General features: G+C 72.6%; 18 protein-coding genes and 1 other RNA gene. 9 read left to right on the forward strand and 10 right to left on the reverse strand.

Going from position 1 to position 25,276, the window contains the following annotated elements; genetic code table 11:
- Positions 1 to 46: 46 nt before the first annotated feature.
- From ssrA to ftsE, 5 genes are all read right to left on the reverse strand, one after another.
- Positions 47 to 435: a transfer-messenger RNA gene (gene ssrA, locus ACFWBW_RS26020) on the reverse strand.
- Positions 436 to 562: 127 nt separating this feature from the next.
- A complete protein-coding gene (smpB, locus tag ACFWBW_RS26025) occupies positions 563 to 1,048 on the reverse strand; it encodes an SsrA-binding protein SmpB (RefSeq protein ID WP_266908355.1) in 486 nt (161 codons plus the stop codon).
- An 18-nt stretch (positions 1,049 to 1,066) separates the two neighbouring features.
- Positions 1,067 to 2,293, reverse strand: a complete 1,227-nt coding sequence (locus ACFWBW_RS26030) for a S41 family peptidase (RefSeq protein WP_385376825.1) — start codon at positions 2,291 to 2,293, stop codon at positions 1,067 to 1,069.
- Between the two features lie 67 nt (positions 2,294 to 2,360).
- Positions 2,361 to 3,284 (reverse strand): permease-like cell division protein FtsX, encoded by a 924-nt coding sequence (gene ftsX, locus ACFWBW_RS26035; RefSeq protein ID WP_327252992.1) that lies wholly within the window; start codon positions 3,282 to 3,284, stop codon positions 2,361 to 2,363.
- 17 nt (positions 3,285 to 3,301) lie between these two features.
- Positions 3,302 to 3,991 carry a cell division ATP-binding protein FtsE gene (gene ftsE / locus ACFWBW_RS26040; protein WP_243337359.1) on the reverse strand — a complete coding sequence of 230 codons (690 nt, stop codon included), beginning with the start codon at positions 3,989 to 3,991 and terminating at the stop codon, positions 3,302 to 3,304.
- A gap of 225 nt (positions 3,992 to 4,216) precedes the next feature.
- Between ftsE and ACFWBW_RS26045 the strand changes: the two genes are divergently transcribed.
- A complete protein-coding gene (locus ACFWBW_RS26045) occupies positions 4,217 to 4,411 on the forward strand; it encodes a hypothetical protein (RefSeq protein WP_385376829.1) in 195 nt (64 codons plus the stop codon).
- Between the two features lie 133 nt (positions 4,412 to 4,544).
- Here the strand turns inward: ACFWBW_RS26045 and prfB are convergent, their stop codons facing one another.
- Complete coding sequence (prfB, locus tag ACFWBW_RS26050; RefSeq protein WP_327252994.1) at positions 4,545 to 5,654, reverse strand: peptide chain release factor 2; 1,110 nt, start codon at positions 5,652 to 5,654, stop codon at positions 4,545 to 4,547.
- Positions 5,655 to 5,967: 313 nt separating this feature from the next.
- On the opposite strand from prfB, the gene ACFWBW_RS26055 reads away from it, so the two are divergent.
- Complete coding sequence (locus ACFWBW_RS26055) at positions 5,968 to 7,017, forward strand: isopenicillin N synthase family dioxygenase (RefSeq protein ID WP_385376832.1); 1,050 nt, start codon at positions 5,968 to 5,970, stop codon at positions 7,015 to 7,017.
- A 231-nt stretch (positions 7,018 to 7,248) separates the two neighbouring features.
- On the opposite strand, the gene ACFWBW_RS26060 is transcribed toward ACFWBW_RS26055, so the two are convergent.
- Positions 7,249 to 8,496 carry a serine/threonine-protein kinase gene (locus ACFWBW_RS26060; RefSeq protein ID WP_385376835.1) on the reverse strand — a complete coding sequence of 416 codons (1,248 nt, stop codon included), beginning with the start codon at positions 8,494 to 8,496 and terminating at the stop codon, positions 7,249 to 7,251.
- Between the two features lie 196 nt (positions 8,497 to 8,692).
- Positions 8,693 to 10,486: a protein kinase gene (locus tag ACFWBW_RS26065; RefSeq protein WP_385376838.1), complete on the reverse strand. Its 1,794-nt coding sequence runs from the start codon at positions 10,484 to 10,486 to the stop codon at positions 8,693 to 8,695.
- A gap of 551 nt (positions 10,487 to 11,037) precedes the next feature.
- Between ACFWBW_RS26065 and ACFWBW_RS26070 the strand changes: the two genes are divergently transcribed.
- From ACFWBW_RS26070 to ACFWBW_RS26090, 5 genes are all read left to right on the forward strand, one after another.
- On the forward strand, positions 11,038 to 14,919 hold the full coding sequence (locus ACFWBW_RS26070) for an FHA domain-containing protein (RefSeq protein WP_385376841.1): 3,882 nt from the start codon (positions 11,038 to 11,040) through the stop codon (positions 14,917 to 14,919).
- A 261-nt stretch (positions 14,920 to 15,180) separates the two neighbouring features.
- The gene (locus ACFWBW_RS26075) at positions 15,181 to 16,506 is read left to right on the forward strand and encodes an ABC transporter substrate-binding protein (RefSeq protein WP_385376844.1); all 1,326 of its coding nucleotides are present in this window, start codon (positions 15,181 to 15,183) and stop codon (positions 16,504 to 16,506) included.
- 5 nt (positions 16,507 to 16,511) lie between these two features.
- Complete coding sequence (locus ACFWBW_RS26080) at positions 16,512 to 17,909, forward strand: carbohydrate ABC transporter permease (protein ID WP_385376847.1); 1,398 nt, start codon at positions 16,512 to 16,514, stop codon at positions 17,907 to 17,909.
- Positions 17,906 to 18,820 carry a carbohydrate ABC transporter permease gene (locus ACFWBW_RS26085; protein WP_385376850.1) on the forward strand — a complete coding sequence of 305 codons (915 nt, stop codon included), beginning with the start codon at positions 17,906 to 17,908 and terminating at the stop codon, positions 18,818 to 18,820. Before ACFWBW_RS26080 ends, ACFWBW_RS26085 begins: the two co-directional genes overlap by 4 nt.
- 128 nt (positions 18,821 to 18,948) lie before the next feature.
- Positions 18,949 to 21,198, forward strand: a complete 2,250-nt coding sequence (locus ACFWBW_RS26090; RefSeq protein WP_385376853.1) for a CDP-glycerol glycerophosphotransferase family protein — start codon at positions 18,949 to 18,951, stop codon at positions 21,196 to 21,198.
- A 222-nt stretch (positions 21,199 to 21,420) separates the two neighbouring features.
- On the opposite strand, the gene ACFWBW_RS26095 is transcribed toward ACFWBW_RS26090, so the two are convergent.
- The gene (locus ACFWBW_RS26095) at positions 21,421 to 22,059 is read right to left on the reverse strand and encodes a TetR/AcrR family transcriptional regulator (protein ID WP_385376856.1); all 639 of its coding nucleotides are present in this window, start codon (positions 22,057 to 22,059) and stop codon (positions 21,421 to 21,423) included.
- 127 nt (positions 22,060 to 22,186) lie between these two features.
- Here ACFWBW_RS26095 and ACFWBW_RS26100 point away from each other — a divergent pair, with 127 nt between their 5' ends.
- Together ACFWBW_RS26100 and ACFWBW_RS26105 are read left to right on the forward strand one after the other, a co-directional pair.
- Positions 22,187 to 23,131, forward strand: a complete 945-nt coding sequence (locus tag ACFWBW_RS26100) for an ABC transporter permease (RefSeq protein ID WP_385376859.1) — start codon at positions 22,187 to 22,189, stop codon at positions 23,129 to 23,131.
- Positions 23,124 to 23,918, forward strand: a complete 795-nt coding sequence (locus ACFWBW_RS26105) for an ABC transporter ATP-binding protein (RefSeq protein WP_385376862.1) — start codon at positions 23,124 to 23,126, stop codon at positions 23,916 to 23,918. The genes ACFWBW_RS26100 and ACFWBW_RS26105 overlap by 8 nt, the downstream gene beginning before the upstream one ends.
- On the opposite strand, the gene ACFWBW_RS26110 is transcribed toward ACFWBW_RS26105, so the two are convergent.
- Positions 23,844 to 25,276: NAD-glutamate dehydrogenase domain-containing protein (locus ACFWBW_RS26110; protein ID WP_385376865.1), on the reverse strand; the 1,433-nt coding region annotated here is incomplete at its 5' end. The two genes, ACFWBW_RS26105 and ACFWBW_RS26110, sit on opposite strands and share 75 nt — an antisense overlap.

A 25,276-nucleotide genomic window follows, 5' to 3' on the forward strand; every position in this document is an offset into this window, starting at 1 on the left:
AGGCCCCGCAGCCTGACGGCCGCGGGGCCTGTGCCCAACATGGGGGTTGTGGAGATGGCGGGAATCGAACCCGCGTCCAACGGTGCAGAAGTAGGGCTTCTCCGAGCGCATTCCGCTGCGCTTTTCTCAGCCCCGGAGATCACACGGACAAGTCTCCGACGGGCTCAGTCACTGTTTGATTTCCCTCTATCCCCCGTGACCGGAGTTAGAGGTTTAGATCCCTAATTGACGCCAGGATCCGGACCGGGACCACTTCCGGGCTGACGCTCCTCACAGAGGCTTCAGCTCACTGTTATTAGGCAGCGAGGGTGAAGCGGGAGTTATCGCTCTTGGAGTTGGCGATTATTGTTTGCGACATATGGTTAACGAGATCATTGCCGCTTTCTCGGCTCGCTTCCCCTACATCGACATCCGCTGTCGAAACCGATCATCCCCATGTTTCACGCTGTTCAGTTATGAAATCCAGCAGGCGCTCTCCATGCGTCCCGCTCGACCGGCACCACCCGCAAGCGCGTGGTGCTGACGCCATGGTACGCGAAGTGGACCACGGTGTGCCAGGAGGTTAAAGCTGGCCGCGCTCCTTGCGCTTGACGGCCGAGATCACCCGGTTCGTCTCGCGCGTGTCCTGCTTCTCGCGCAGCGACTGCCGCTTGTCGTACTCCTTCTTGCCCTTCGCCAGCGCGATCTCGATCTTCGCCCGGCCGTCCTTGAAGTACAGGGCGAGCGGCACGATCGTGTTGCCCGTCTCCCCCGTCTTCGAGTCCAGCTTGTCGATCTCCTCGCGGTGCAGGAGGAGCTTGCGCTTGCGCCGCGCGCTGTGGTTCGTCCACGTCCCCTGGCTGTACTCCGGCACGTGCACGTTGTAGAGCCAGGCCTCGCCGCTCTCCACCGACACGAAGCCGTCCACCAGCGAGGCACGGCCCTGGCGCAGGGACTTGACCTCGGTACCCGTGAGCACGAGACCGCACTCGTAGGTGTCGATGATCGTGTAGTCGTGCCGCGCCTTCTTGTTCTGGGCGATCAGCTTGCGCCCTGTTTCCTTAGCCATAGTGCGGCCATTTTCGCACTACGGACCCACCCCGATGCCACTCAATACCGTGCGGGCCCGTTCCTCGACCCCGTCCGCCGCCGCCAGGTCCGGGGTGATGCCCGTACCGTCCAGGCTGCGGCCCGCCGGAGTGCGGTACGTACCCACCGTCAGCTCCGCCACCGATCCGTCGGGCAGCTCCGTGGGCATCTGTACGGAGCCCTTGCCGAAGGTGCGGGTACCGACCGCCACCGCACGGCCGCGGTCCTGGAGGGCTCCGGTGACCAGCTCGGCCGCGCTCATCGTGCCGCCGTCGATCAGCGCCACCAGGGGCCGGGCCGTATCGCCGCCCGGGGTCGCGTAGAGGGCGCGCTGTGCACCGCGTACGTCGTACGTCGCCACCAGCCCGCCGTCCAGGAAGGCGGAGGCGGCCGTCACGGCCTCGGCGACCAGGCCGCCGGTGTTGCCGCGCAGGTCGAGCATGACCCCGCCGCCGGGCGGTGCGGCGCGGACCGCTGAGCGGACCCGGTCACCGGAACCCCGGGTGAAGGAGGCGACCTTGATGACCGTGATCCCGCCGGGCAGTTCCCGGACCGTCACCGGCTCGCTGCGCAGCTGTTCGCGCCGCACCGTCTCCGTGAGGTCGGCGCCGCCGCGCGTCAGCTTCAGGACCACGGGGGTACCGGCCTCGCCGCGCAGCAGGGCCACCACCTCGGCCACCGCGAGCCCGGTCACGCCCTGCCCGTCGATGCTGAGCAGCCGGTCCCCGGCGCGCATCCCGGCCCGCGCCGCGGGGCTGCCGGGCTGGACCCGGTCGATCTCGATGCGGCCGTCGCGCAGCCGCCCGGCCCACAGGCCGACGCCCGTCCAGCGGCCGTCCAGGTCGTCGGCGAAGGCCTCGTACTCCCCCTGGTCGTACACCGCGCCCCAGCGGTCCCCGCTGCGGCTGACGACCTCCTGGGCCGCCGACTTCGCGGACTTGCCCTCGGCGACGGCCTCGGCAGCCGCCCGGGCCACCGCGTCCCGGTCGGCGGTGCCCGTCTCGCGGTGCGCCTGTGCCGGCGCCCGCGGCCCGGGCGGGACCCCGGTCGCGGAGGGCTCCGTACCCGCCACCAGAGCGGCGGGGCCCGCGGACCGGCCGGGGTCGGGGTGGTCCCAGCTCCCGGTGAAGGCGCCGGCACCCACGGCGGCGAGGAAGACCAACGTCAAAACGGCCCCGCGACGCACGTCGCGGGGCCGGAGACAGAAGGCGGGCAGTCCCGGCATGGCGCCGAGTCTAGGACAAGGCCCGCGGCGGTACGGGTGGTTGGCCGTACCGCTCGCGGGGCGCTCGTCACACCTTCAGGTACTTGCGCAACGCGATGAAGGCGGCCAGCGAGGGCATCAGCACGCCGATCACGAGCACCAGCGGCAGCTTGGTCAGGACCGAGTCCCAGCCGATGAAGTTGATGAGCTCCATCTTGTCGCGCAGTGCGGCGCCGTGGTCGATCACGAAGTACTGGCCGGCGCCGAGCATCCCGCAGGCGAGCAGCGCGCCGATGAGGCCGGCGAAGGCCGCCTCCATGATGAACGGCACCTGGATGTAGAAGCTGGAGGCGCCCACCAGGCGCATGATCCCGGTTTCGCGCCGACGGCTGAAGGCCGAGACGCGCACCGTGTTGACGATCAGCAGCAGGGCCACCACCAGCATGATCAGCATGATGCCGAGCGCGGCGATGTTGAGGTAGCCGAGGAGTCTGAAGAGGTTGTCCAGCACGGTGCGCTGGTCCTCCACCGACTGGACTCCGTCACGCCCGGAGAAGGAGGTCGTGATGACCTTGTACTTCTCCGGCTGCTTGAGCTTCACCCGGAAGGACTCGGGCATCTGGTCCGGCGTGATGGACGCGGCCAGGGCGGTGTGCCCGAACTGCTCCTTGTAGTGCTTGAAGGCCTCGTCGGAGGACTCGTACGTGACGGCCTCGACGAGGTCCATGCCCTTGAGCTCGGTCTCCAGAGCCTGCTTCTGCTCCGGGGTCACCGCACCCTTGGAGCAGGAGGCCCCATTGGTCGCCTCGGCATCGCTCTTGTTGCAGAGGTAGATGGAGACGTTGACCTTGTCGTACCAGTACCCCTTCATCTTGCTCACCTGGTCGCGCATGAGCAGGGACCCGCCGAACAGGGCCAGCGACAGGGACACGGAGATGATGACCGCGAAGGTCATGGTCAGATTGCGGCGGAGACCGACACCGATCTCCGACATGACGAACTGGGCGCGCATCGCGTCTCAGGAGCCTTTCAGTGCTGGTAGCCGTAGACGCCGCGCGACTGGTCGCGGACGAGACGGCCCTGCTCGAGTTCGATGACGCGCTTGCGCATCTGGTCGACGATCTGCTGGTCGTGGGTCGCCATGATCACGGTGGTGCCGGTCCGGTTGATCCGGTCCAGCAGCTTCATGATGCCGACGGAGGTCTGGGGGTCCAGGTTGCCGGTGGGCTCGTCCGCGATCAGCAGCGCCGGCCGGTTGACGAAGGCACGGGCGATGGCCACGCGCTGCTGCTCACCGCCCGAGAGCTCGCCGGGCATCCGGTCCTCTTTGCCGCCGAGGCCGACGAGTTCCAGTACCTGGGGAACGGCCTTCTTGATCTCGCCGCGCGGTCTGCCGATGACCTCCTGGGCGAAGGCCACGTTGTCGGCCACCGACTTGTTGGGCAGCAGGCGGAAGTCCTGGAAGACGGTCCCCAGCTGGCGCCGCATCTGCGGAACCTTCCAGTTGGAGAGCTTGGCGAGGTCCTTGCCCAGGACGTGCACCTGGCCGTGGCTCGCCCGCTCCTCGCGCAGGATGAGCCGCATGAAGGTGGACTTGCCGGAGCCGGAGGAGCCGACCAGGAAGACGAACTCGCCCTTCGCAATGTCCAGAGAGACATCTCTGAGTGCGGGGCGGCTCTGCTTCGGGTAGGACTTGGAGACGTTGTCGAATCGGATCACGGGTGCACCACGGTCGCCGGGAGTAGGTGTGCGTGACCATACGCGAACGGGCGCGAGGTGTGGACCCGGTGTCCGGGGTTGCCCGATATATCCCCTGGTCCGAGAGGTGCGCGACCGCGATTGCCCGGAGGGGCCGCGCCGAATGTCATCGAAGCTGGCACAGTGGGAGGGGGAACGGACCGGTTCCCGCGACCGTTGTAACCGAGGGGACGAAAGGAGGAGCGCATGACATATGACCGGCTCGTGTGCGCGAACTGCGCCGGACCCGTCAACCAGGGCCGCTGCCCGGTGTGCCGGGCGAACCGGGGGCGCCTCCAGCGGGAGGACCCCTTCTCCGGCGGTCTGAACCCGGTGGCGCTCATCGCGCTGCTGGTGATCCTGGTGGCCGCGCTGGCACTGGTGGCTCAGCAGACGGCGTAGTTCCTCAGCCGCCACGTCCCGATCAGACTCACATACGGAAGGGCCCGGACACCTTTACGGCGTCCGGGCCCTTCCGGCTGTTTCCTGCGAAGAAGCTGCGCAGCTACGCGCCTGCGTGCCTACGCCCGCGTCCCTACGCGGTCTGCTCCTGCTGCTTGCGCCAGCGGATCCCGGCCTCGAGGAAGCCGTCGATCTCGCCGTCGAGCACCGCCTGCGGGTTGCCGACCTCGAACTCCGTCCGGAGGTCCTTGACCATCTGGTACGGGTGCAGGACGTAGGAGCGCATCTGGTTGCCCCAGGAGCTTCCGCCGTCCTTGAGGGCGTCCATCTTGTCCTTCTCCTCCTGGCGGCGCCGCTCGAGCAGCTTGGCCTGGAGGACGTTCATCGCGCTGGCCTTGTTCTGGATCTGCGAGCGCTCGTTCTGGCAGGAGACCACGATGCCGGTCGGCAGGTGCGTGATGCGCACCGCGGAGTCGGTCGTGTTGACGCCCTGGCCGCCGGGGCCCGAGGCGCGGTACACGTCCACGCGCAGCTCGCCCTCGTCGATCTCGACGTGGTCGCTGGACTCGACGACCGGCAGCACCTCGACGCCCGCGAAGGAGGTCTGGCGGCGGCCCTGGTTGTCGAAGGGCGAGATCCGGACGAGACGGTGCGTGCCCTGCTCGACGGAGAGGGTGCCGTAGGCGTACGGAGCCTTGACCACGAAGGTGGTCGACTTGATGCCGGCCTCTTCCGCGTACGAGGTCTCGTAGATCTCGGTCGGGTAGCCGTGGCGCTCGGCCCAGCGCAGGTACATGCGCTGGAGGCGCTCGGCGAAGTCGGAGGCGTCCACGCCGCCGGCCTCGGCACGGATGTTGACCAGCGCCTCGCGCTCGGCGTACTCGCCGGAGAGCAGGGTGCGGACCTCCATCTCGTCCAGCGCCTTGCGCACGGAGACCAGCTCGATCTCCGCCTCGGCGAGGGTGTCCGCGTCGTCCATCTCCTGGGCGAGGTCGAACAGCACCGCCAGGTCGTCGATGCGCCCGCGCAGGCTCTCGGTCTTACGGACCTCCGCCTGGAGGTGCGAAAGCTTGCTCGTGATCTTCTGGGCGGCCTCCGGGTCGTCCCACAGGGACGGCGCGGCGGCCTGCTCCTCGAGCACGGCGATATCTGCCCTCAGCTTGTCGAGGTCCAGGACGGCCTCGATCGACCCCATGGTCGAGGAGAGGGACTTCAGCTCTTCGGAAACATCGACGACTGCCACGGGTCCAGCGTAGCCGGTCCCCGGGGGGCGCTCTCCGGCCAGGCCGAATCACCCGTACTAATGGCGGGTCGCACGGGCGTACGCTCACGGTATGACCGTCTTCCTCGTCAAGCGCCGCCATGTGGACCACATGCGTGTCACGACGACGAGCTGTCCGCCGCCGGACCACACCCAAGCCTGATCCACCCCGATCCGACTTGGTCCTGTACGCGGCCTCGCGGTCCCGGCGCCAACCCTGCCGGCGGCCCTCCCCAGCCGCGGCCCCCGCCATCCCTGGGGACAGGACCCCGTGACATCCCGAAACGGAGCAGTCATGCCGTCCGCGCACCCTTCTGCCTCTTCTCCTTCTGCTTCTTCTCCTTCTTCTCTTTCACCCTCGCTTCCGGTCCTGGACCTGTCCCACGCGGACGATCCGGAGCTGCGCGATTCCTTCCGCAAGGAACTGCACGCGGCCGCCCGCGACAGCGGCTTCCTGCACCTCACCGGGCACGGGGTCACCGCCGCCGAGACCGCCCGCATCCTGGAGCTGACCAGGGCGTTCTTCGCCCTTCCGGAGCCGGACCGGCTGGCCGTGAGCAACCTGAACTCCCCCCACTTCCGCGGGTACACGCGCATCGGACACGAGCTGACCGGCGGCGCCTCCGACTGGCGCGACCAGCTCGACGTGGGCGCGGAGCGGGCGGCGCCGGAGGTCGGACCGGACGACCCGGCATACCTGTGGCTGGAGGGCCCGAACCAGTGGCCGGCGGCGCTGCCGGAGCTGCGGGACGTGGTGCTGGAGTGGCAGTCCCGGCTGGCGGTGGTGGCCCACCGGCTGCTCCAGGAGCTGCTCGTCTCGATCGGCGCCCCGCCCGACTTCTTCGACGCGGCCTTCGCGGACCGGCCCCACCTGCACACGAAGCTGATCCGCTACCCGGGATCCGCCCCGACGGGCACCGACCAGGGGGTCGGGGCGCACAAGGACTACGGTTTCCTCACCCTCCTCCTCCAGGACTCGGTGGGCGGGCTCCAGGTGGTCCGGGACGGGGCCTTCCTCGACGTACCCCCGCTGCCGGGGGCCTTCGTGGTCAACCTGGGCGAGCTGCTGGAGATCGCTACGGAGGGGTACCTGACGGCGACGGACCACCGCGTGGTGAGCCCGGCGGGGGCCGTGGAGCGGTTCTCGGTGCCGTTCTTCTACAACCCGCGCCTGGACTCCGTCATCGAGACGGTCCCGGGCGACTACCTGGACGCGGCGCCCGGGATAGCGCACGACGCGTCGAACCCGCTGCACGCGGAGTACGGCCGCAACGAGCTGAAGGGGTGGGTCCGCGCCCACCCGGCGGTGGCGCGGCGCTGGCACCCCGAGCTGACGGGGGCGTAGCCCCCAGGGCCCCGCGGGGCCGGCCCGAGCCGCTGCGCGGGCGGGGCAGGGCCACTGCGCGGAGCCAGTCCCCTACCCGCGCTTCGCCCGTTCCCCGGGGCTCCGCCCCGGGGGCGCCGCCCGCGGGGTCTGGGGCGGAGCCCCAGGGGGTCCGGGGCGCAGCTCCGGGGAACGGTGGAAGGGCGGGTAGGGGACTTCGCCCCGCGGGGCCCACCCACCCGCACCCTGCGGCTACGGGGCCGTAGAGCCCGACTGCTTGCTGTCCTGGGGCGGCGGCGCCGAGTCGGAGGAGACGGCCAGCCAGCTGCCGACACCAACCGCAGCGGCCAGCGCAACCGCGGCAGCGGACAGCGCGAGCCGCCGCTTGCGTACGGTCTCCGCCCGGTGCCGCGCGGAGCCGGGCCGGTGCCCGCCGGCGGGACGTGGGACCCGGGCCGTGCCCAGCGCCCCGCCCGCCAGCTCGTCCGGTCCCGGCACCCGCATCGAGGTGTGGGTGTCGCGGTTGGAGTCGGTGGAGGAGCCGGGGACCAGCGGAACCACACCCCGCCGCCGCACCGGATCGGCGGCTGCCTCCGGTTCCAGGAACTCCGCCTGCTCCGGTTCGTCCGGCTCGTCCACGTCCAGCGGCGGCATCCCCGCCAGCAGCGGCAGCAGGTCCCGCAGCCGCAGGGAGAGCTCGGAGGCGCGCAGCCGCGAGGCGGGGGCCTTCGCCAGGCACTGGACCATCAGTTGCCACAGCTCGTCGGGGATCCCGGGCAGCGGGACGACGGTTTCCGTCACGTGGCGCCGCAGCACCGCCCCGGGATGCCCGCCGCCGAACGGCGTGAAACCGGCGAGGAGTTCGTACAGCACGGTGGCCAGCGCGTAGATGTCCACCGCCGCGCGCGGCGGCAGCCCCTCCACTATCTCCGGGGCCAGGTAGTCGGGCGTGCCGATGATCCGGGTGGTCGGGGCCGAGGCCCGTCCGCCGGTGGCCCGCCGGGGGGAATCGATGAGCTTGGCCACGCCGAAGTCGGTGAGCAGCGCCGGATGCGCGCCGCCCGGGCCGAGCGGGCCCTGCATGTCGAGCAGGACGTTCTCCGGCTTCACGTCCCGGTGCACGACCCCGGCCGCGTGCGCGGCGGCCAGCGCGTCGGCGACGTCCGCGACGATGGCGACGGCCGCCTCGGGGGCGAGCCGTCGCTCGCGGTCGAGTCGGGTGCGCAGGTCCGTACCGCGGACGAGGTCCATGACGAGGGCGAGGTCGTTGCCGTCCACGACGAGGTCGCGGACGCAGACGACGTGCGGGTGCTCCAGGCCCAGGAGAGCGCTGCGCTCCTGGACGAAGCGTCCTACGAGTTCCTGGTCCGACGCGAGGTCCTCGCGCAGCAGTTTGACGGCGACGGGGCCCTCAGGCCCCTCGCCCAGCCACACCGTGCCCGCGCTGCCGCGTCCCAGGATCTGGTGCGCGGTGTACCGGCTGCCGATCTTCCGTGCCACAACTGCTCCCTCAGCGGCTGGCCTACGCACCAAAGCTACGCGGCCAGGTGGGTGTTGGAGTCCACGGATCGCGGCGACCTTCACTTCTGCGGGCGAAATCACGTCCCGGAAGTCGACAAATCCACGAAGTCACCGACGCAAGGCCCGGTTCGAGCGGTTTGTGCCGGTACAGCGCGCCCAGTCGGGGCGGGGTGGCTCAGGAGCCCGTACCGCCCGTGGAGTTGCCGAGCTCGGTGACCCAGTCCACGACGTCCGAGCCCCAGGTCCACACCTGGTCCCACCAGCCGCGGCCGGTGCCGACCCACTCCTGGAGCGGGGTCAACTCCCAGACCAGCCAGCCCGCGACGAAGAACACCAGGATCATGACCAGGCAGCCCTTGAGGCAGCCCAGACCCGGGATCCTCACCGGGTTCGCGCTGCGGCGGCGCGGCTCGCGGGGTTCCCGCTGCGGCGGCTGCTGACGCGGCGGCGGACCCTGAGGGGGCTGCTGCTGGGGCGGTGGCTGGGGCTGGCGGTACTGGGGCTGCTGCTGAGGCTGCTGGTACTGCTGAGGGTGCTGCTGCTGCGGCTGGTAGTGCTGCGGCGGGGGCTGCGGCGCGTACTGCTGCTGCGGGTACTGCTGCGGCTGCTGGTACTGCTGCGGCGGCGGACCCTGCCGGTACGGCTGCTGCTGCGGAGGCTGCTGCGGTCGCTGAGGCTGCTGCTGGGGCCGCTGAGGCTGCTGCTGCTGCGGCGGGCCCTGGCGCTGCGGCCGGCGGCGCAGGGGATCCTCGCTCGGGTCCAGGTACTGGATCTGCGTCTGCTCGTTGCGGTCGCGGGCGGCCTGCATCTGCGACTGCCACGGGTGCGGCGAGTCCGGCCGCTGCACGGGCGGCATCACGGAGGTCGGGTCGGCGCCGGGCGCCCCCGTGCTCGGGAGCACGGACGTGGCGTCGGCCGCGCCGACCGGCGGCATCACGCTGGTCATGGCGTTGGGGTCGTAGGCACCCATCGGGGAGGCCCCGGGTGCGCCGGCGGACCCCCCGGGCAGCATCTGCGTGGCGTCCGCGGCGCCCGGGGTCTCGGGGACCGGCGCGGGCGAGGGGTCGGGCGCGAGGAGCGCGCCGACGCCGAGGGCGGCCTCGACCTCGGCGCCCGTGGAGTGCACGCCGATGCCGGAGGCGACGACGCGCAGGCCGCGCGCCAGGGTCTCCGCGCTCGGGCGTTCGCCCGGCTCCTTGCGCATGCAGCGCTCGATGACCGTCCACAGCGGCTCGGGCACGTTCGGCGGGCGCTGCGGATCCTCGCTGAGGTGGCGGTGCAGGACCTCCAGCGCGGTGCCGCCGGCGAAGGGCGGCCGGCCGGTGAGGAGCTCGTAGAGCAGGATGCCGGCGCCGTAGATGTCGACGGCGGAGGTCTGCGGGCGGCCCTCCGCGGACTCGGGGGCGACGTAGGCCGGGGTGCCGACGAACTCGTGCGTGCGCGTCAGGCCCGGGGAGTCGGCCAGGCGCGCGATGCCGAAGTCGGTGAGCATCGGCTTCATCTGGCCGTCGCGCTCGTCGACCAGGACGTTGGCGGGCTTCAGGTCGCGGTGGACCACGCCGTCTGCGTGGCTGGCGGCGAGCGCGTCCGCGATCTGCGCGGTGAGCAGGCTCGCGGCGACCGGGGTGAAGGGGCCGTTCTCGCGCAGGTACCGGTGCAGGTCCGGGCCGTCGATGAGGTCCATGACGAGGGCGAGGAGATCGCCTTCGACGACGAGGTCGCGGGTGCGGACGATGTTGGGGTGGGTCAGGCGCAGCAGGACGGAGCGCTCGCGCAGGAAGCGCATGACGATGTCCGGGTCCTGGGCCAGCTCCTCCTTGAGGACCTTGATGGCCACGGTCTCGCCGGGGTGGCCGGCCACGGCCGCCTCCGCACCCGCCGCCTCACGCTGGCGGGCGCGCCAGACGGTGCCCGTGGCGCCGCGCCCGAGCGGCTCCTCGAGCAGGTACTTGCTGCCGACTGGCCGCACGTCGCGCGCTCCCTGCTGTCGTCGATTCCGGCGAGTGATCCGCGCACGGTCCGCGCTCGGTCCACGCTCGTTCCGCGCTTGGTCCGTGCTTGGCCCCGTGCTTGGTCCACGCCTGATCTGCGAAATGGTTTTCCGGCCCACTCTAGGGCTTGTCCCGAGGGAAGACGCGGGGTGAGGGAGGTTGGTTGCCGCACATATGCACGAAGGGTGATGTTTGCGGCGTATGCCGGGGGCGATTTTCCCGGCCATCCTGTCGATATCCGATCGGCCCGCTTGCAGGTCCGGCGCCGGTCCGCGACCGATCAAGATCACTTGCCGGTGGGTGGCGGGCGTGTTGAGGACGACAGGTGCGAGGATGCACCCGTACGGAACGGCCGGGACGGGAGCCCCGCCTTCCGGGCAGACCTGACCGGACGACGCGTCCGTGCCGGGTGGGGGCGGACGGACGGGCACCACATGCCGGCGGCAATGCCGGCGGCACGGGTGATCCCTCCCGCGGTCCCTGCCGGGCGCACACACCGCGCACCGCGCAGAAGGGACCGCTGACGGCGATGCAGATCCGGCTGACCGTCCTTGGGTCGGGGTCGCGCAGCGGCCACCAGACCGCCACCGCGACCGCCTCCGGCGGGGGCACCGGCGGAGGAGGTGCGCCGGCGAGCTGTGACGTACTCGTCACCGCCCCCGCCGGTACCGCGCTGTCCGCGGTGGCCTCCGGGCTCGCGGCGACCGTCGGCGGACCCGACACCGGGGGCACCGTCGTGCTGTACGCCGGTACGGAGCGCCTGGACCCCGCGCGGTGCGCGCTCGGCGAGCCGCCGCTCGTGGACGGGGCGGTGCTGTCGCTCAACGTGCCCGGCCCCGACGTCCGGACGGACGGGACCGCGGCCGCCACCTCCCTCGGAGACAGGCCGCAGCTGCACGTCGTGGCCGGGCCGGACGCCGGCGGGGTGCACCTGCTGCACCCGGGGGCGATCCGGATCGGACGCTCCGCCGACGCGGACGTCCCGCTGGACGATCCGGACGTGTCGCGCCTGCACTGCACCGTGACGGTGCTGCCCGACGGGCGGGTGGCGGTGGCCGACCTCGGGTCGACGAACGGTACGACGCTCGACGGAGCGGTGGTCGGCGCGGAGCGGGTGGCGCTCGCGCCGGGGGCGCTGCTGCGGGTCGGCGAATCCACGCTCCGCCTGGCCGTGGGCCCGGCCCCCGCGCCCCTCCCCCTCACCCCCGACCTGGAGGGCCACCTCTCCGTCCCCCTCCCGGGACCTCACCCCGACGCGGCTCCCGGCCACCCCGATCCCGTGGTCGCGGGAGATACGCAGGGCACCCCGGCGGGGGCACACCCCGGGAGCGGCGCTTCCGGCGGAGCACGGACCGGCGCTACGTCAGGTGCCCCGGCGGGGGCACGCCCGGACGGCAGCACCCCCGGCGGAGCCTGGAGCGGCGCTACGCCCGGCACCCCGGCGGGGGCACACCCCGGCAGCGGCGCCTACGGCGGAGCACGGACCGGCGCTACGCCCGGCACCCCGGCGGGGGCACACCCCGACGGCAGCACCCCGGGCGGAGCCTGGAGCGGCGGGGCCTACCCCGACGCGGGAGGTCGGGGAGCACAGGGGCAGATCCCCCACCCCGCCCCTTCCCGAAACGGGGGCTCCGCCCCCGACCCCGTGCGGCCCGGGTACGCCGCCCCGGGCGCGCCCGCGGCGCACTGGGACGGCAGCGCCGGGACGGTCCCCGCCGCCCGGGGTGCCGAACAGCACACCGGAGGCGGCCGGGACGCGTCCGGCTCCGCTTCCTCCGACCCCTGGCCCTACGGGGAGACCGACCAGGACGGCGACGCCGGCTCCCTCCGCGCAGGCCGGATCGCCAGGCCCGCGTCCGGGTCCGGGTCCGGCACCTCGGGTGCCGGGCAGCACGCCGGACCGGCACACCAGGGCGCGGCCCCGGGCCACTACGCCGGACCGGCACACCCGCCCTCAGCCCCGGGCCGGTACACCGAGGCCGCACGCCCCGGGGCAGCCCCCGGCCCGTACGGCGGAGCAGCACACCCCGGCGGGCACGCCGAAGCAGCGCACCCCGGCGGAGCCGGACAGTACGGCGGCGCGGCGCGCGGCGCCGGCGCCGGTGCCGGTGCCCCAGGGCCGCACGCCGGAGGGTCGCAGCCCGCCGGGGCGTCCGCCCCGTACGCCGGAGCACCACACGAGGCCGGACCCGCCGGGCCGTACGGCCACCCCGGGGCGGGGTCCTCGCCGCAGACCGGGGTCGAGCATCACGGTGCGGGCGGCTGGGAGGAGTCCGAGCCGGCCCGCGGGGCCGAGCCCCGTCGTGGGGCGCGTCGCGGGATCGGGGCCTGGGCGCGGAAGTGGGTGCGCGGGGCCGAGGCCGCCGAGGTGGAGGTGGTCGCCGAGACCGCGACCGCCGTCGCCGTGCGGCCCGGCTCCGACGATCCCGCGACCCTGTTGCTCACCGCCCTCGGGCCCGCCCCGCGGCTGTGGGCCGGGCCCGCCGGGCTCGATGTCACGCTCGGCGCGGGCAGCGAGGTCGCGCTCCGCGAGACCGGCGCGCTCGGCATCGCCGGTCCGCGGGCCCGGCTGACCGGTGTGGCCCGCTCCGTCATCGCGCGGCTCGCGGCCCTGCACGCCCCCGGCCAGCGCCTGGAGATCGTGCTGATCTCCGCCGACCGGGCCCGCCCGCTCGCCGAACGCCGCCGCGACTGGGGCTGGCTCGGCTGGCTGCCCCACGTACGCCCCGCGCACGGGCAGGACTGCCGGCTGCTGCTCGCGTACGACCGCGATCAGGCGGCCGCCCGCGCCGGGGAGCTGACCCGGCGGCTCGACGACGGGCCGCTCGGCACGCACTGGGCCGCCGCCGGCCCGGACGCGGTGCGCGAGGCCTCGTACGGGTACCGGGGCCCCTTCACCCTCCTGGTCCTCGACGGGGACCCCGGTCCCGGGGCGCTGCGGGACATCACCGGCCGGCTGACCTCGCACGGGCCGGCCGCCGGGATCCACGTGCTGGCTCTGGCCGAGGCGCCGGCCGCGACGCCCGCCTCGCCGGTCGCCGAGACCTTCGAGGCGGCTTGTGCGGCCGCCCCCGCCTTCCGGGACTGCGGGACCGCGGCCCTGCTCAGCGGTGATGTGGCCACGACCGTACGGACCTTCGCGGTCTCGGGCGGCAAACCGGCCGCCTCCGGCGGGACGGCCACGGCGGACGCCGTATCGGCGGCCTGGGCGGAGCGGTTCGCCCGCGCCCTGGCCCCCCTGAAGGCCGACTCCCCCGTCACGGAGGGCGGTTACCGGCCGGCCGCCGCCAACCTGCCCCAGACCTCCCGCCTGCTGGACGAGTTGGGGCTGGCCCGGGCCACCCCGGCCTCCCTGATGGCCCGTTGGGCCGCCTCCACCGATCAGGGGCAGCCCGTCGGCGGGCTCGCGGAGATAGTCCTCGGCACCGGCCGGCGCGGGCCGGTGGGCGCCGAACTGGTCACCGACGGGCCGCACGTGCTGATCGAGGGACCCGCCGGCAGCGGCCGTACCGAACTGCTGCGCACCGTGGCGGCCTCCCTGTCCGCGGCCGCCCGGCCCGACCGGCTCGGCCTGGTCCTGCTCGACGGGGCCGGCGGCGAGCGCGGCGACGGCCTGCTGCCCTGTACGGAGCTGCCGCACGTCTCGGCGCACCTGGTCGCCTCGGACCCGCTGCGGATGCGGGAGTTCGCTCAGGCGCTGGGCGCGGAGCTCAAGCGGCGGGCCGAGCTGCTGGACGGGGTGCCGTTCTCCGAGTGGCACGCCGCGCGCGAGGTCTCCGACCGGATGGTCTCGCCCCGCCAGCCCACCCCCGGCGAGCTGCGCGGCGATCTCGAACCCCAGCGTTCCGGCACCCTGCGGCTGCGCTCCTCGGCCCCCCGCACCGATCCGGCGGCCGGGCCCAGCCCGCTGCCCCGCCTCGTCGTGCTCGTGGACGACTTCGACGCACTGGTCGCGCCGGGCCTGGGCAGCACGGGCCGGCCCGCCGCCGGTTCGGTGGTCCGCGCGCTGGAGGCGGTGGCCCGGGAGGGAGCCCGCCTCGGGGTGCACCTGGTGGCCACCACTGCCCGCCCGGACCGGACGGCCGACACCGAGCTGGCCCGGCTCACGACCCTGCGCGTGGAGCTCGACGCCCCCGACCAGCCGGGCCCCGGCCGGGGCGTGCTCCGGTACGCCGACGGGCGCACGGTCCCCTTCCAGGGCGGCCGGGTCACCGGCCGGATCCCCCGGACGGCGACGCTGCGGCCGACGGTGGTGCCGGTGGAGTGGGAGCGGATGGGCGATCCGCCGGCCCGTCGCCCGGTCCGCGAGCTGGGCAACGGCCCGACCGACCTGGCGCTGCTGGCCAGCGCCCTGGACCGGGCCTCGCACCTGGTGTCGGCGGTCCCGGTGCTGTTCCCGCCGGCCCCCTGAACCGGGCCTGAACGGGGTCCCACCCGACCCCGACCCGACCCCGACCCGGCCCCTGCCCGGCCCCCCGGGCAGGCCCCCGAGCGGCACTCCGCACACCCCCGTACGCCGCGAGGCGGTATTGCGGGGGTGCGCGGGGCGGCGTAGACCTTGTGGCACGGGACACACCATCGCCAGCGAGGCACCGGGGGCAGCGCCATGCGCAAGCAGGGAACGAGCCGCACGAAAACAGCTCGTACGCATCACACTTGGGCCGCTCTGGCCATGGCCGGCGCGCTCGCGCTCAGCGCGTGCGGCGGTGACGGCGACGGCAAGGAGCCCGCGAAGGGCACGGACGGCACCGGCACCGCCACCGCGGGCGGACCGGTCGTGGCGTTACCGCGTCTCGACGGGGAGAAGCTGGAGGTCGCCGCCGTCTGGACCGGCGCGGAGCAGGCGAACTTCCTCAAGGTCCTGAAGGAGTTCGAGCGGCGGACGGGCGCCACGGTGACCTTCGTCCCGGCGCAGGACCCGATCGTCACCTTCCTCGGCTCGAAGATCGCGGGCGGCGCCCCACCGGACGTGGCGCTGCTCCCGCAGGTCGGGGCACTGGTCTCGGCGGTCAAGAACAAGTGGGCGAAGCCGGTCGGCGCCGACGCGCAGGCCCAGCTCGACCAGAACTACTCCCCCGGCTGGAAGACGCTGGGCGCGGTCGACGGCACCCAGTACGGCGTCTACTACAAGGCCGCCAACAAATCGCTGATCTGGTACAACGCGAAGGCCTTCGAGGCGGCGGGCGTACGGCCCCCGGCCACCTGGAAGGAATTCCTCACGGCGGCCGACACCCTGTCCGCGTCGGGTACTCCGGCGGTTTCGGTGGCGGGCGCCGACGGCTGGACCCTGACCGACTGGTTCGAGAACGTCTACCTCTCGCAGGCGGGTCCGGAGAAGTACGACCAGCTGGCGAAGCACGAGATCAAGTGGACGGACGACAGCGTCAAGCAGGCGCTGACCACGCTCGCCGAGCTGTTCGGGCGCAAGGACTTCCTCGCGGGCGGCCAGAGCGGGGCGCTGGCGACCGAGTTCCCGAAGTCGGTGACGCAGACCTTCACCGGCGGCGACCGGCCGGCCGCCGCCATGGTCTTCGAGGGCGACTTCGTCGCGGTCAACATCGCCCAGACGGAGGCGAAGGTGGGCACGGACGCCCTGGTCTTCCCCTTCCCGGCGGTCGGCGGCACGGCGCCGGTGGTCTCGGGCGGGGACGTGGCCGTCGCGCTGAAGGACTCGAAGGGCGCGCAGGCGCTGCTGACGTTCCTGGCCTCGGTGGACTCGGCGCGGATCCATGCCCGTGAGGGCGGCTTCCTCTCCCCGAACAAGGCGCTCGAACCGACCGCGTACCCGAACGACATCCAGCGCGGCATCGCCGAGGCCCTGATCGCGGCGGGAGACCGCTTCCGCTTCGACATGTCGGACCAGGCTCCGGCGGCCTTCGGCGGGACCCCGGGCGCCGGCGAGTGGAAGGCGCTCCAGGACTTCCTGGCGAACCCGGCCGACGTGGCGGGGACGCAGGCGAGGCTGGAGGCGGACGCGGCCAAGGCCTACGGGAACTGATCCCGGTGGCCTCCTCCACCGGATCCCCGGCGGCCTCCCCCACGGGACCCGCCGGGGCCTCCCCCGCCACCGCCCCGGCGGCGCGCCCCGCCGCCAACCCCCGCTCCCCGAAGGGCAAGGAGACCCGGCGCCGCCGGCTGACCGCCGCGGCGTTCCTCCTCCCCGCCCTCGTCCTGCTCGGCGCGCTCGTCGTGCACCCCATCGGCTACTCGCTCTACCGCAGCTTCTTCGACCGCTCCGGCGAGGAGTTCGTGGGCGCCGGGAACTACGGGGAGATCCTGCGCGACGACACGATCCGCACCGCGCTGGGGAACACGGCGCTCTGGGTGGTACTGGCCCCGGTCACCGCCACCGCGCTCGGGCTGCTCTTCGCCGTGCTGACCGAACGGGTGCGCTGGGGAACGGCCTTCAAACTGATCGTCTTCATGCCGATGGCCATCTCGATGCTCGCCGCGGGCATCATCTTCCGGCTCGTCTACGACGCCGACCCCGACCGGGGCGTGGCCAACGCCGTCTGGGTCGGCGTCCACGACACCTTCGCCGAGTCCTCCGCCTTCCCCAAGGCCCGCCCCGGGCGGGACTCCCCGCTGGTCCCGGCGGACGGGGGCGCGTACGTGACCCGCGATCCGGTACGGGCGGGCGTGCCCGCTCCGCTCCCGCTGGTCGGCATCGCCCCGGAGTCCCTGCCCCCGGGAACGCGGACGGCGCGGCCCGCCGCCGCCGAGCCTGGGAAGGTCACCGGCACCGCCTGGCAGGACTTCACCCGGGGCGGGGGCGGCACGACGAACACGGTCGACGCCACCGAGTCCGCGCTGTCGGGGATGCGGGTCGAGGCGGTCAAGGACGGCCGGGTGGTCGACTCGGCGAGGACCCGGGCCGACGGCACCTTCACCCTGTCCGCCGCGGCCGACGGCGCCGTGCTGCGGCTGCCCGCCTCGAACTTCCGGGAGGCGTACGGAGGCGTCGAGTGGCTCGGCCCGACGCTGGTGACCCCGGCGGTGATCGGTGCCTACGTGTGGATGTGGGCCGGGTTCGCGATGGTGCTGATCGGGGCCGGGCTGGCCGCCGTACCGCGCGAGCTGCTGGAGGCGGCGCGGGTGGACGGGGCGAGCGAGTGGCAGGTCCTGCGGCGGGTCACGGTGCCGCTGCTGGCGCCCGTCCTGGCCGTCGTGCTGGTCACCCTCGTCATCAACGTGATGAAGGTCTTCGACCTGGTCTTCGTGATCGCGCCGGGCGCGGTGCAGGACGACGCCAACGTCCTGGCGCTCCAGCTGTACCGGACCTCCTTCGGGACGGACGCCGATCCGGGGCTGGGCAGCGCCATCGCGGTGCTGCTGCTGGTGCTCGTGGCTCCCGTCATGGCCTACAACATCCGCCGGATGCGCCGGGAGGCCCGCCGATGAGCACAGCGCCGCGCACGCAGCCCCGTACCCCGTCCGCCCCGCTCCCCGCCCCTGCCCGCGTCCCTTCGACCGCGCGGTCCCTCGCCGCCCGTGCGGCCGGCGGGGCGCTGCGCGTCTTCCTCATCCTCGCGGGGCTGTTCTGGCTGCTGCCCACGCTCGGGCTGCTGGTCTCCTCCTTCCTCTCCCCCACCGCCCTGAACGACGGCGGCTGGTGGCAGGCGCTGACGGCGCCCTCCCGCCTCACGGCCGACAACTACGAGCGGCTGCTGGCCAACGAGACCGTCACCGGCTCGCTCCTCGACACGGCGGCCATCGCCGTGCCCGCCACCCTGCTCGTCCTGGCGCTGGGGGCGTTCGCCGGATACGCCTTCGCCTGGCTGGAGTTCCCGGGCCGCGACTGGCTGTTCCTGCTCGTGGTCGCGCTGCTCGTCGTACCCGTCCAGGTGGCGCTGATCCCGGTCTCCGAACTCTTCGGTTCCATCGGCCTGTTCGAGACCACGGCGGGCGTGGTCCTCTTCCACACCGCCTTCGGGCTGCCGTTCGCCGTGTTCCTGCTCCGCAACTTCTTCGCGGAGATCCCGCGCGAGCTGCTGGAGGCGGCCCGTCTCGACGGGGCCGGCGAACTGCGGCTGTTCACAAGGGTGGTGCTGCCGCTGGGCGGTCCGGCGATCGCCTCGCTCGGCATCTTCCAGTTCCTGTGGGTGTGGAACGACATGCTGGTCGCCCTCGTCTTCGCGGACTCGGCGCATCCGCCCGTGACGGTCGCGCTCCAGCAGCAGGTACGGCAGTTCGGGAACAACATCGACGTGCTGGCGCCCGGCGCCTTCCTGTCGATGGTGGTGCCGCTCGTCGTCTTCTTCGCCTTCCAGCGGCAGTTCGTCTCGGGGGTGATGGCGGGGGCGATCAAGTAGAGCGTTGTGGATCACGGCGTTGACGTGCGTGGTTGACGCTCCGTAACCCGAATGCCGCACCCTGCGTAACCCGATCACCACGCCGGGGGTTCCTGGGCCATATGCCCGCGCCGACCCCTGGATGTGCCGTGCCCCGGTTCAGCGTCATCGTGCCCGCGTACAAGGTCCAGGCGTACCTCCAGGAGAGTCTGGACTCGGTCCTGACCCAGTCGTACCCGGATCTCGAACTGATCGTGGTCGACGACGCCTCCCCGGACGCCTGCGGTTCGATCATCGACGACTACGCGGCGCGCGACCCCCGGGTCACCGCCGTGCACCTGGCGCACAACCTCGGCCTGGGGCCGGCCCGCAACGCGGGCCTGTCCCGCGCCACCGGCGACTACGTGCTCTTCCTCGACGGCGACGACGCCCTCGCCCCCGGCGCCCTGGAGGCCATCACCGACCGGCTGAAGGCCACCGGCTCCCCGGACGTCCTCGTCTACGACTACGCGCGGACGTACTGGACCGGCGAGACGGTCCGCAACAGCCTCTCCCACCGGCTCTGCGAGGAGGGACCGGCCAGCTTCCGCCTCGCAGACCGCCCCGCGCTCCTCGGCATGCTGATGGTGGTGTGGAACAAGGCCTACCGCCGCGAGTACGTGGAGCGCGAGGGCCTCTCCTTCCCGCCCGGCTTCTACGAGGACACCCCCTGGACCTACCCGGCGCTCCTGGCGGCGGAGTCGGTCGCCGTCCTCGACCGGGTCTGCGTGCACTACCGCCAGCGCCGCACGGGTTCGATCCTGACCACGTCCACCCGCCGCCACCTGGACGTCTTCGACCAGTACGACCGCGTCTTCGGCTACCTCGCCACCCGCCCCGAGCTGGAGCGCTGGCGGCCCGCCGTGCACCGGCGGATGGCCGAGCACTTCTGCGCCCTGTACGCGGACCCGCGCCGGCTCCCGCGCGCCGCCCGCGCCGAGTTCTTCGCCCGGGCCTCGGCCCTGCTGCGCCGCTACCGGGTGCCGGGCCCCCGTCCGCTGTCCCTGAGCCGCACGGACCGCACCCGCCACCTCCTGATGCGGCTGGGCACGAGGCGCACGTACCGCCTCCTGTCCCTGCTGCGCTCGGCCTCGCTCACGGCGGGCCGCGCCGGGCTCACCCTGGGCCGGGGCCTCGGCGAAGCCGCCCTGCGCCTGCACTACCGCGCGCAGCGCCTGCTCCCGCTCCGCCCGGAGCTGGCGGTCTTCTCCGCGTACTGGCACGGCGGTTACGCCTGCAACCCGGCGGCGATCGAGGCCAAGCTGCGCGAACTCGCCCCGCGCATGCGGACGGCCTGGATCTGCGACCCGGCGCACGCCTCGACCCTCCCGCGCGAAACGACCCTCCTGCGCCCGGGCTCGGCGGCGTACTGGACGGCCCTGGCCCGCGCCACCTACCTCGTCACGAACGTCAACTTCGACCGCGGGCTGGTCAAGCGTCCCGGCCAGATCCTCGTCCAGACGCAGCACGGCACCCCGCTCAAGCGGGTCGGCCTCGACCTCCAGGACCGCCCGGCGGCCACCCCCACGACGGACTTCGCGGGCCTGCTCCGCGGCGCGGACCAGTGGGACTACCTGCTGTCCTCGAACCGCCACTCCACGCTCGTCTGGGAGAAGGCGGTCCCGTCCTCGTACACCACGCTCGAGTACGGCTACCCCCGCAACGACGTGTTCCACCGGGCGACCCAGGCGGACGTCCTGGAGCTGCGCGAACGCCTCGGCATCCCGCCGGGCTCCACGGCGATCCTGTACGCGCCGACCCACCGCGACTACCGCCGCAGCCGCCCCGCCCACCTGGACTTCGACCGGATCCTGCGCGACCTGGGCCCGCGCTACACGATCCTGACCCGCACCCACCTCACGTACGCGGGCTCACCCGCCCCGGACCCCCACCCGCGCCTCCTCGACGTCTCCTCCCACCCCTCCGTCGAGGAACTCTGCCTGGCCTCGGACGCGTTGGTGACGGACTACTCGTCCCTGATGTTCGACTACGCGTCCCTGGACCGCCCGATCGTCATCCACGCCGACGACTGGGAGGCGTACGAGGCCTCCCGCGGCACGTACTTCGACCTCCGGGCCTTCCCCCCGGGGGCGATCGCCCGCACCGAGGACGAGCTGGTGGACATCTTCTCGACGGGCCACTGGCAGGGCTCCCGCTCCGCCCAGCTCCGCGCGTCGTTCCGGGCCCGGTTCTGCACGCACGACGACGGCCAAGCGGCGGAGCGCGTGGTGCGCCGCGTCTTCCTGAGCCAGCCGACCGCCCCCATCACCCCCCTGGAAGACCGCCGCCCCACCCCGGCGGCCCCCTCAGCCACCCCGGAACCCACCCTGGCCCACCTGACGACGTCCCGCTGGCCGTAACCACTCACAGCCATTCGGGGTCTGGGCGTCTCCAGCCGTCCGGGGTTTGCCCTTTCAGCCGTCCGGCGTTTGAGGACCGGGGTCTGGGGCGGAGCCCCAGGGGGTCCGGGCGCAGCCCGGTACCCCTCCCAGCCCGTCCGGCGTTTGAGGACCGGGTCAGGGCCGGCCCTGGGAACGGGCGAAGGGCGGGTAGGGGACTCCGCCCCGCGCAGCGGGAGCCCCTCAGGCGGCCGGCCCGGCCGTCAGCCCGGCGACGACCGACCGCGCGAGGTCGTCCAGATATCCCCCCGGGACAACGTCCCGCACAACGACCTGCCGCCAGTACAGCGGCCCGATCACCAGATCGAGCGCCCGCCCCGCATCCACCCCCACCGGCAGCTCCCCCCGGGACACCGCCTCGGAGATGATCCCCTCCGCCATCCGCCGCTGCCCCTCCAGCAGAGCGCCCCGCACCGCGTCCGCGATCTCCGGATTCCGCGCCGCCTCCACCAGCAGGTCCGGGATCACCGCCGAGGCCACCGGATGCCGCAGCACGTGCGTCATCACCTCCAGCAGCGCCCGTACGTCCCCGTAGAGCGACCCCGTCGACGGCACCGGCAGGCCCTCCGTCGCGAAGGCGCCGACCAGGTCCAGCACCAGGTGCAGCTTCGACTTCCACCGGCGGTACACCGCCGTCTTCCCGACGCCCGCCCGCCGCGCGATGCCCTCGATCGACATCCGCGCGAAGCCGACGGTGGCCAGTTCCTCGACGACCGCCGCCCGGATCGCCTCGGTCACGTCCTCGCGCAGCACGGCGGCCCCCGCGGGGGCTCTTCGGGCGGAGGGGGCAGGGGTTGCGCCGGCGGCAGGCTCAGGAGTCATGAGCAGAGCATATCCCGCGACGACGATACGGTTGCGTTCCGACGTCGAACGCCCTACCCTCGCCGTAGCGACGATACGGACCCGTCCCGTCGTCAGCGACGCCCCGACCCCGTCGAAAGCGACCCAAGTGACTGCGACCACCGCACCACCCCCGGCCCCCGCCCCGGCGAAAGATCCCCAGGTCAGGGCCAAGCACAAGACCCCGGACCCCATCGCGGAACTCGCGGCGGCCCACGATCTGACCCTCAGCGGAGCCCGCCCCACCCTCCCCCGCTACCTCGCGCAGCTCTGGGGCCGGCGCCACTTCGTGACCGCGTACGCCACCGCCCGGATGCACGCCCAGTACAGCCAGGCCAGCCTCGGCCAGGTCTGGCACCTGATGACCCCGCTGCTCAACGCGGCCGTCTACTACTTCATCTTCGGCATCGTGATGCACGCCCAGCGCGGCGTACCGAACTACATCGTCTTCCTGATCACGGGTGTCTTCGTCTGGGACTTCATCGGAAGCTGCGTCAACGCCTCCACGCGCGCCGTCCAGTCCAACCTCGGCCTGGTGCGCGCCCTGCATTTCCCGCGCGCCTCGCTGCCGCTGTCCACCGTCGTCCAGCTCTTCCAGCAGCTCCTGATCACCATGGGCGCGCTGGTCATCCTGCTGCTGATCTTCGGCCAGACCCCCGCCCTGAGCTGGGTGCTCGCCCTGCCCACCCTCGTCCTCATGGCCGTCTTCTGCGCCGGCTGCGCGATGGCCATGGCGCGGATCGGGGCGAAGAGCCCGGACGTCAGCCAGCTGATGCCGTTCATCCTGCGGACCTGGATGTACGCCTCGGGCGTCATGTGGTCGATCGACCAGATGCTCAAGACGGACCACCTGCCGCACTGGGTCTCGATGGCCCTCAAGCTCAACCCCGCCGCCGTCTACATCGACCTGATGCGCTTCGCGCTCATCGACACGTACACGGCGCACCAGCTCCCGCACCACGTCTGGCCGGTTGCCCTGGGCTGGGCCCTGCTCGCCGGCGTCGGCGGGTTCGTTTTCTTCTGGAAGGCAGAGGAGGAGTACGGCCGTGGCTGACACCGCAATCGGAAGCGCAACCGTGACCCGGACCCCGACCGTCATCGCCGACGACGTCCACGTGATCTACAAGGTGCACGGCTCGGGCGGCCGCAAGGGCGGCGCGACCGCGGCCCTGAGCCGGATCTTCTCCCGCAAGCCCGCCACCGGCATCCGCGAGGTGCACGCCGTCAAGGGCGTCAGCTTCACCGCGTACAAGGGCGAGGCCATCGGCCTCATCGGCACCAACGGCTCCGGCAAGTCCACCCTGCTGTCCGCGATCGCCGGCCTGCAGCCGGTCGCGAGCGGCCGGATCTTCTCGCACGGCCAGCCGTCCCTGCTCGGCGTGAACGCCGCCCTGATGAACGACCTGACCGGCGAACGCAACGTGGTCCTCGGCGGCCTCGCCATGGGAATGTCCAAGCGGCAGATCCGCGAGCGCTACCAGGACATCGTCGACTTCTCCGGCATCAACGAGAAGGGCGACTTCGTCAACCTGCCGATGCGCACCTACTCCTCCGGCATGGGCGCCCGGCTGCGCTTCTCCATCGCCGCCGCCAAGGACCACGACGTCCTGATGATCGACGAGGCCCTCGCCACCGGCGATGCCGCCTTCCAACGCCGCAGCCAGGCCCGCATCGAGGAGCTCCGCGAACGGGCCGGCACCGTCTTCCTCGTCAGCCACGGCATCGGCACGGTCCGCGAAACCTGCGACCGCGCGATCTGGCTCGAATCAGGCGTCCTGCGCATGGACGGCCCGTCGGCAGAGGTCTGCGACGCGTACGAGGAATTCACCAGCAAGCGCTGAACCGGAACGCGAACGGGCCGGGCCCGGAACCCCCCAGGGGGGTCCGGGACCCGTCCGTTTCTTTCCGACGGAGCACCAAGGCTCCGTGCGAGCCCGAAGCAGCGACCGCATCGTCCGCATGGCGACGGACAGGTTCGCCAGATCGAAGTCGTCGGACCCCTGGATCTCGTCCAGAGTCGTCCGCGCACGCCCGATGATCGCCGCGTTCTTCTCCTCCCACGCCTTGAAGCGCTCCTCGGGAGTCGAGGTCCCGTTCCCTACCGCCAGCACGTCCGCGGTCAGCGCCGCGTGCGCCGAGAACAGGTCCTCGCGGATGGAGGCGCGGGCCATCGACTGCCAGCGGTCGGCCCGCGGCAGTTCGATGATCCGGTCCATCAGCTGGGTGATGTCCAGCCGGTCGGCGAGGTCGTAGTACACCTCGGCGACGGCCAGCGGCTCGACGCCCGTGCGGTCGGAGATCGCGACGATGTCCAGCGTCGGGAAGGCGGAGGAGAACCCGGCCACCTTGGCCGCCAGCTCCTCCGGCACGCCCTCGCCGATCAGCTCGGCCATGACCGCCTCGTACCACTCCAGGTCCGCGCCGCGCACCAGCTTCGGCAGGTCCGACCAGACCTGCGTCACCCGCTCGGTGAAGAGCTCGATGGTCTCGGTGATCTCGAGCGGCTGCGGCCGGTTGTTCAGCAGCCAGCGCGTACCCCGCTCGACCAGCCGCCGCGAGTGCAGCCGGATCCGGGTCTGGACGTCGGCGGCGACCTCGTTGTCGAGGGCCTCGACCGCGTCCCACACCCCGGCCAGACCGAAGATCTCGCGGGCCGCGAGCTGCGCCCGGATGATCTCCTCCAGGGAGGCTCCGGTCTCCTCGCGCAGGCGGTGCAGGAAGGTCGAGCCACCGCTGTTGACGGTGTCGTTGACCAGCACCGTGGTGATGATCTCGCGGCGCAGCGCGTGCCCGTCGACCTGCTCGGGGAACTTCGCGAGCAGCGCGCCGGGGAAGTAGGCGTGCAGCAGGCGGTTGAGGTACGGGTCGTCCGGCAGCTCGGTGTGGATGAGCTCGTCCGCCACCGTGATCTTGGTGTAGGCGAACAGGACGGCCAGCTCCGGCTGGGTCAGGCCCTTGCCGTTGTTCAGCAGCTCGCGCAGCTGCCGGTCGTTGGGCAGGAACTCCAGGGCGCGGTCCAGCAGGCCGTCACGGCCCAGGCGGCGCATGAAGCGCTGCTGGGCGTGGAGCAGGCTGGGGGCCTGGGCGGCGCCGTTGGCCAGCGCCACGTTCTGGGCGTAGTTGTTGCGCAGCACGAGCCGGCCGACCTCGTCGGTCATCTCCGCGAGGAACTTGTTGCGCTGCTTGACGGTCAGGTCCC

The organism is Streptomyces sp. NPDC059957, assembly GCF_042730015.1.
Lineage (GTDB): Bacteria > Actinomycetota > Actinomycetes > Streptomycetales > Streptomycetaceae > Streptomyces.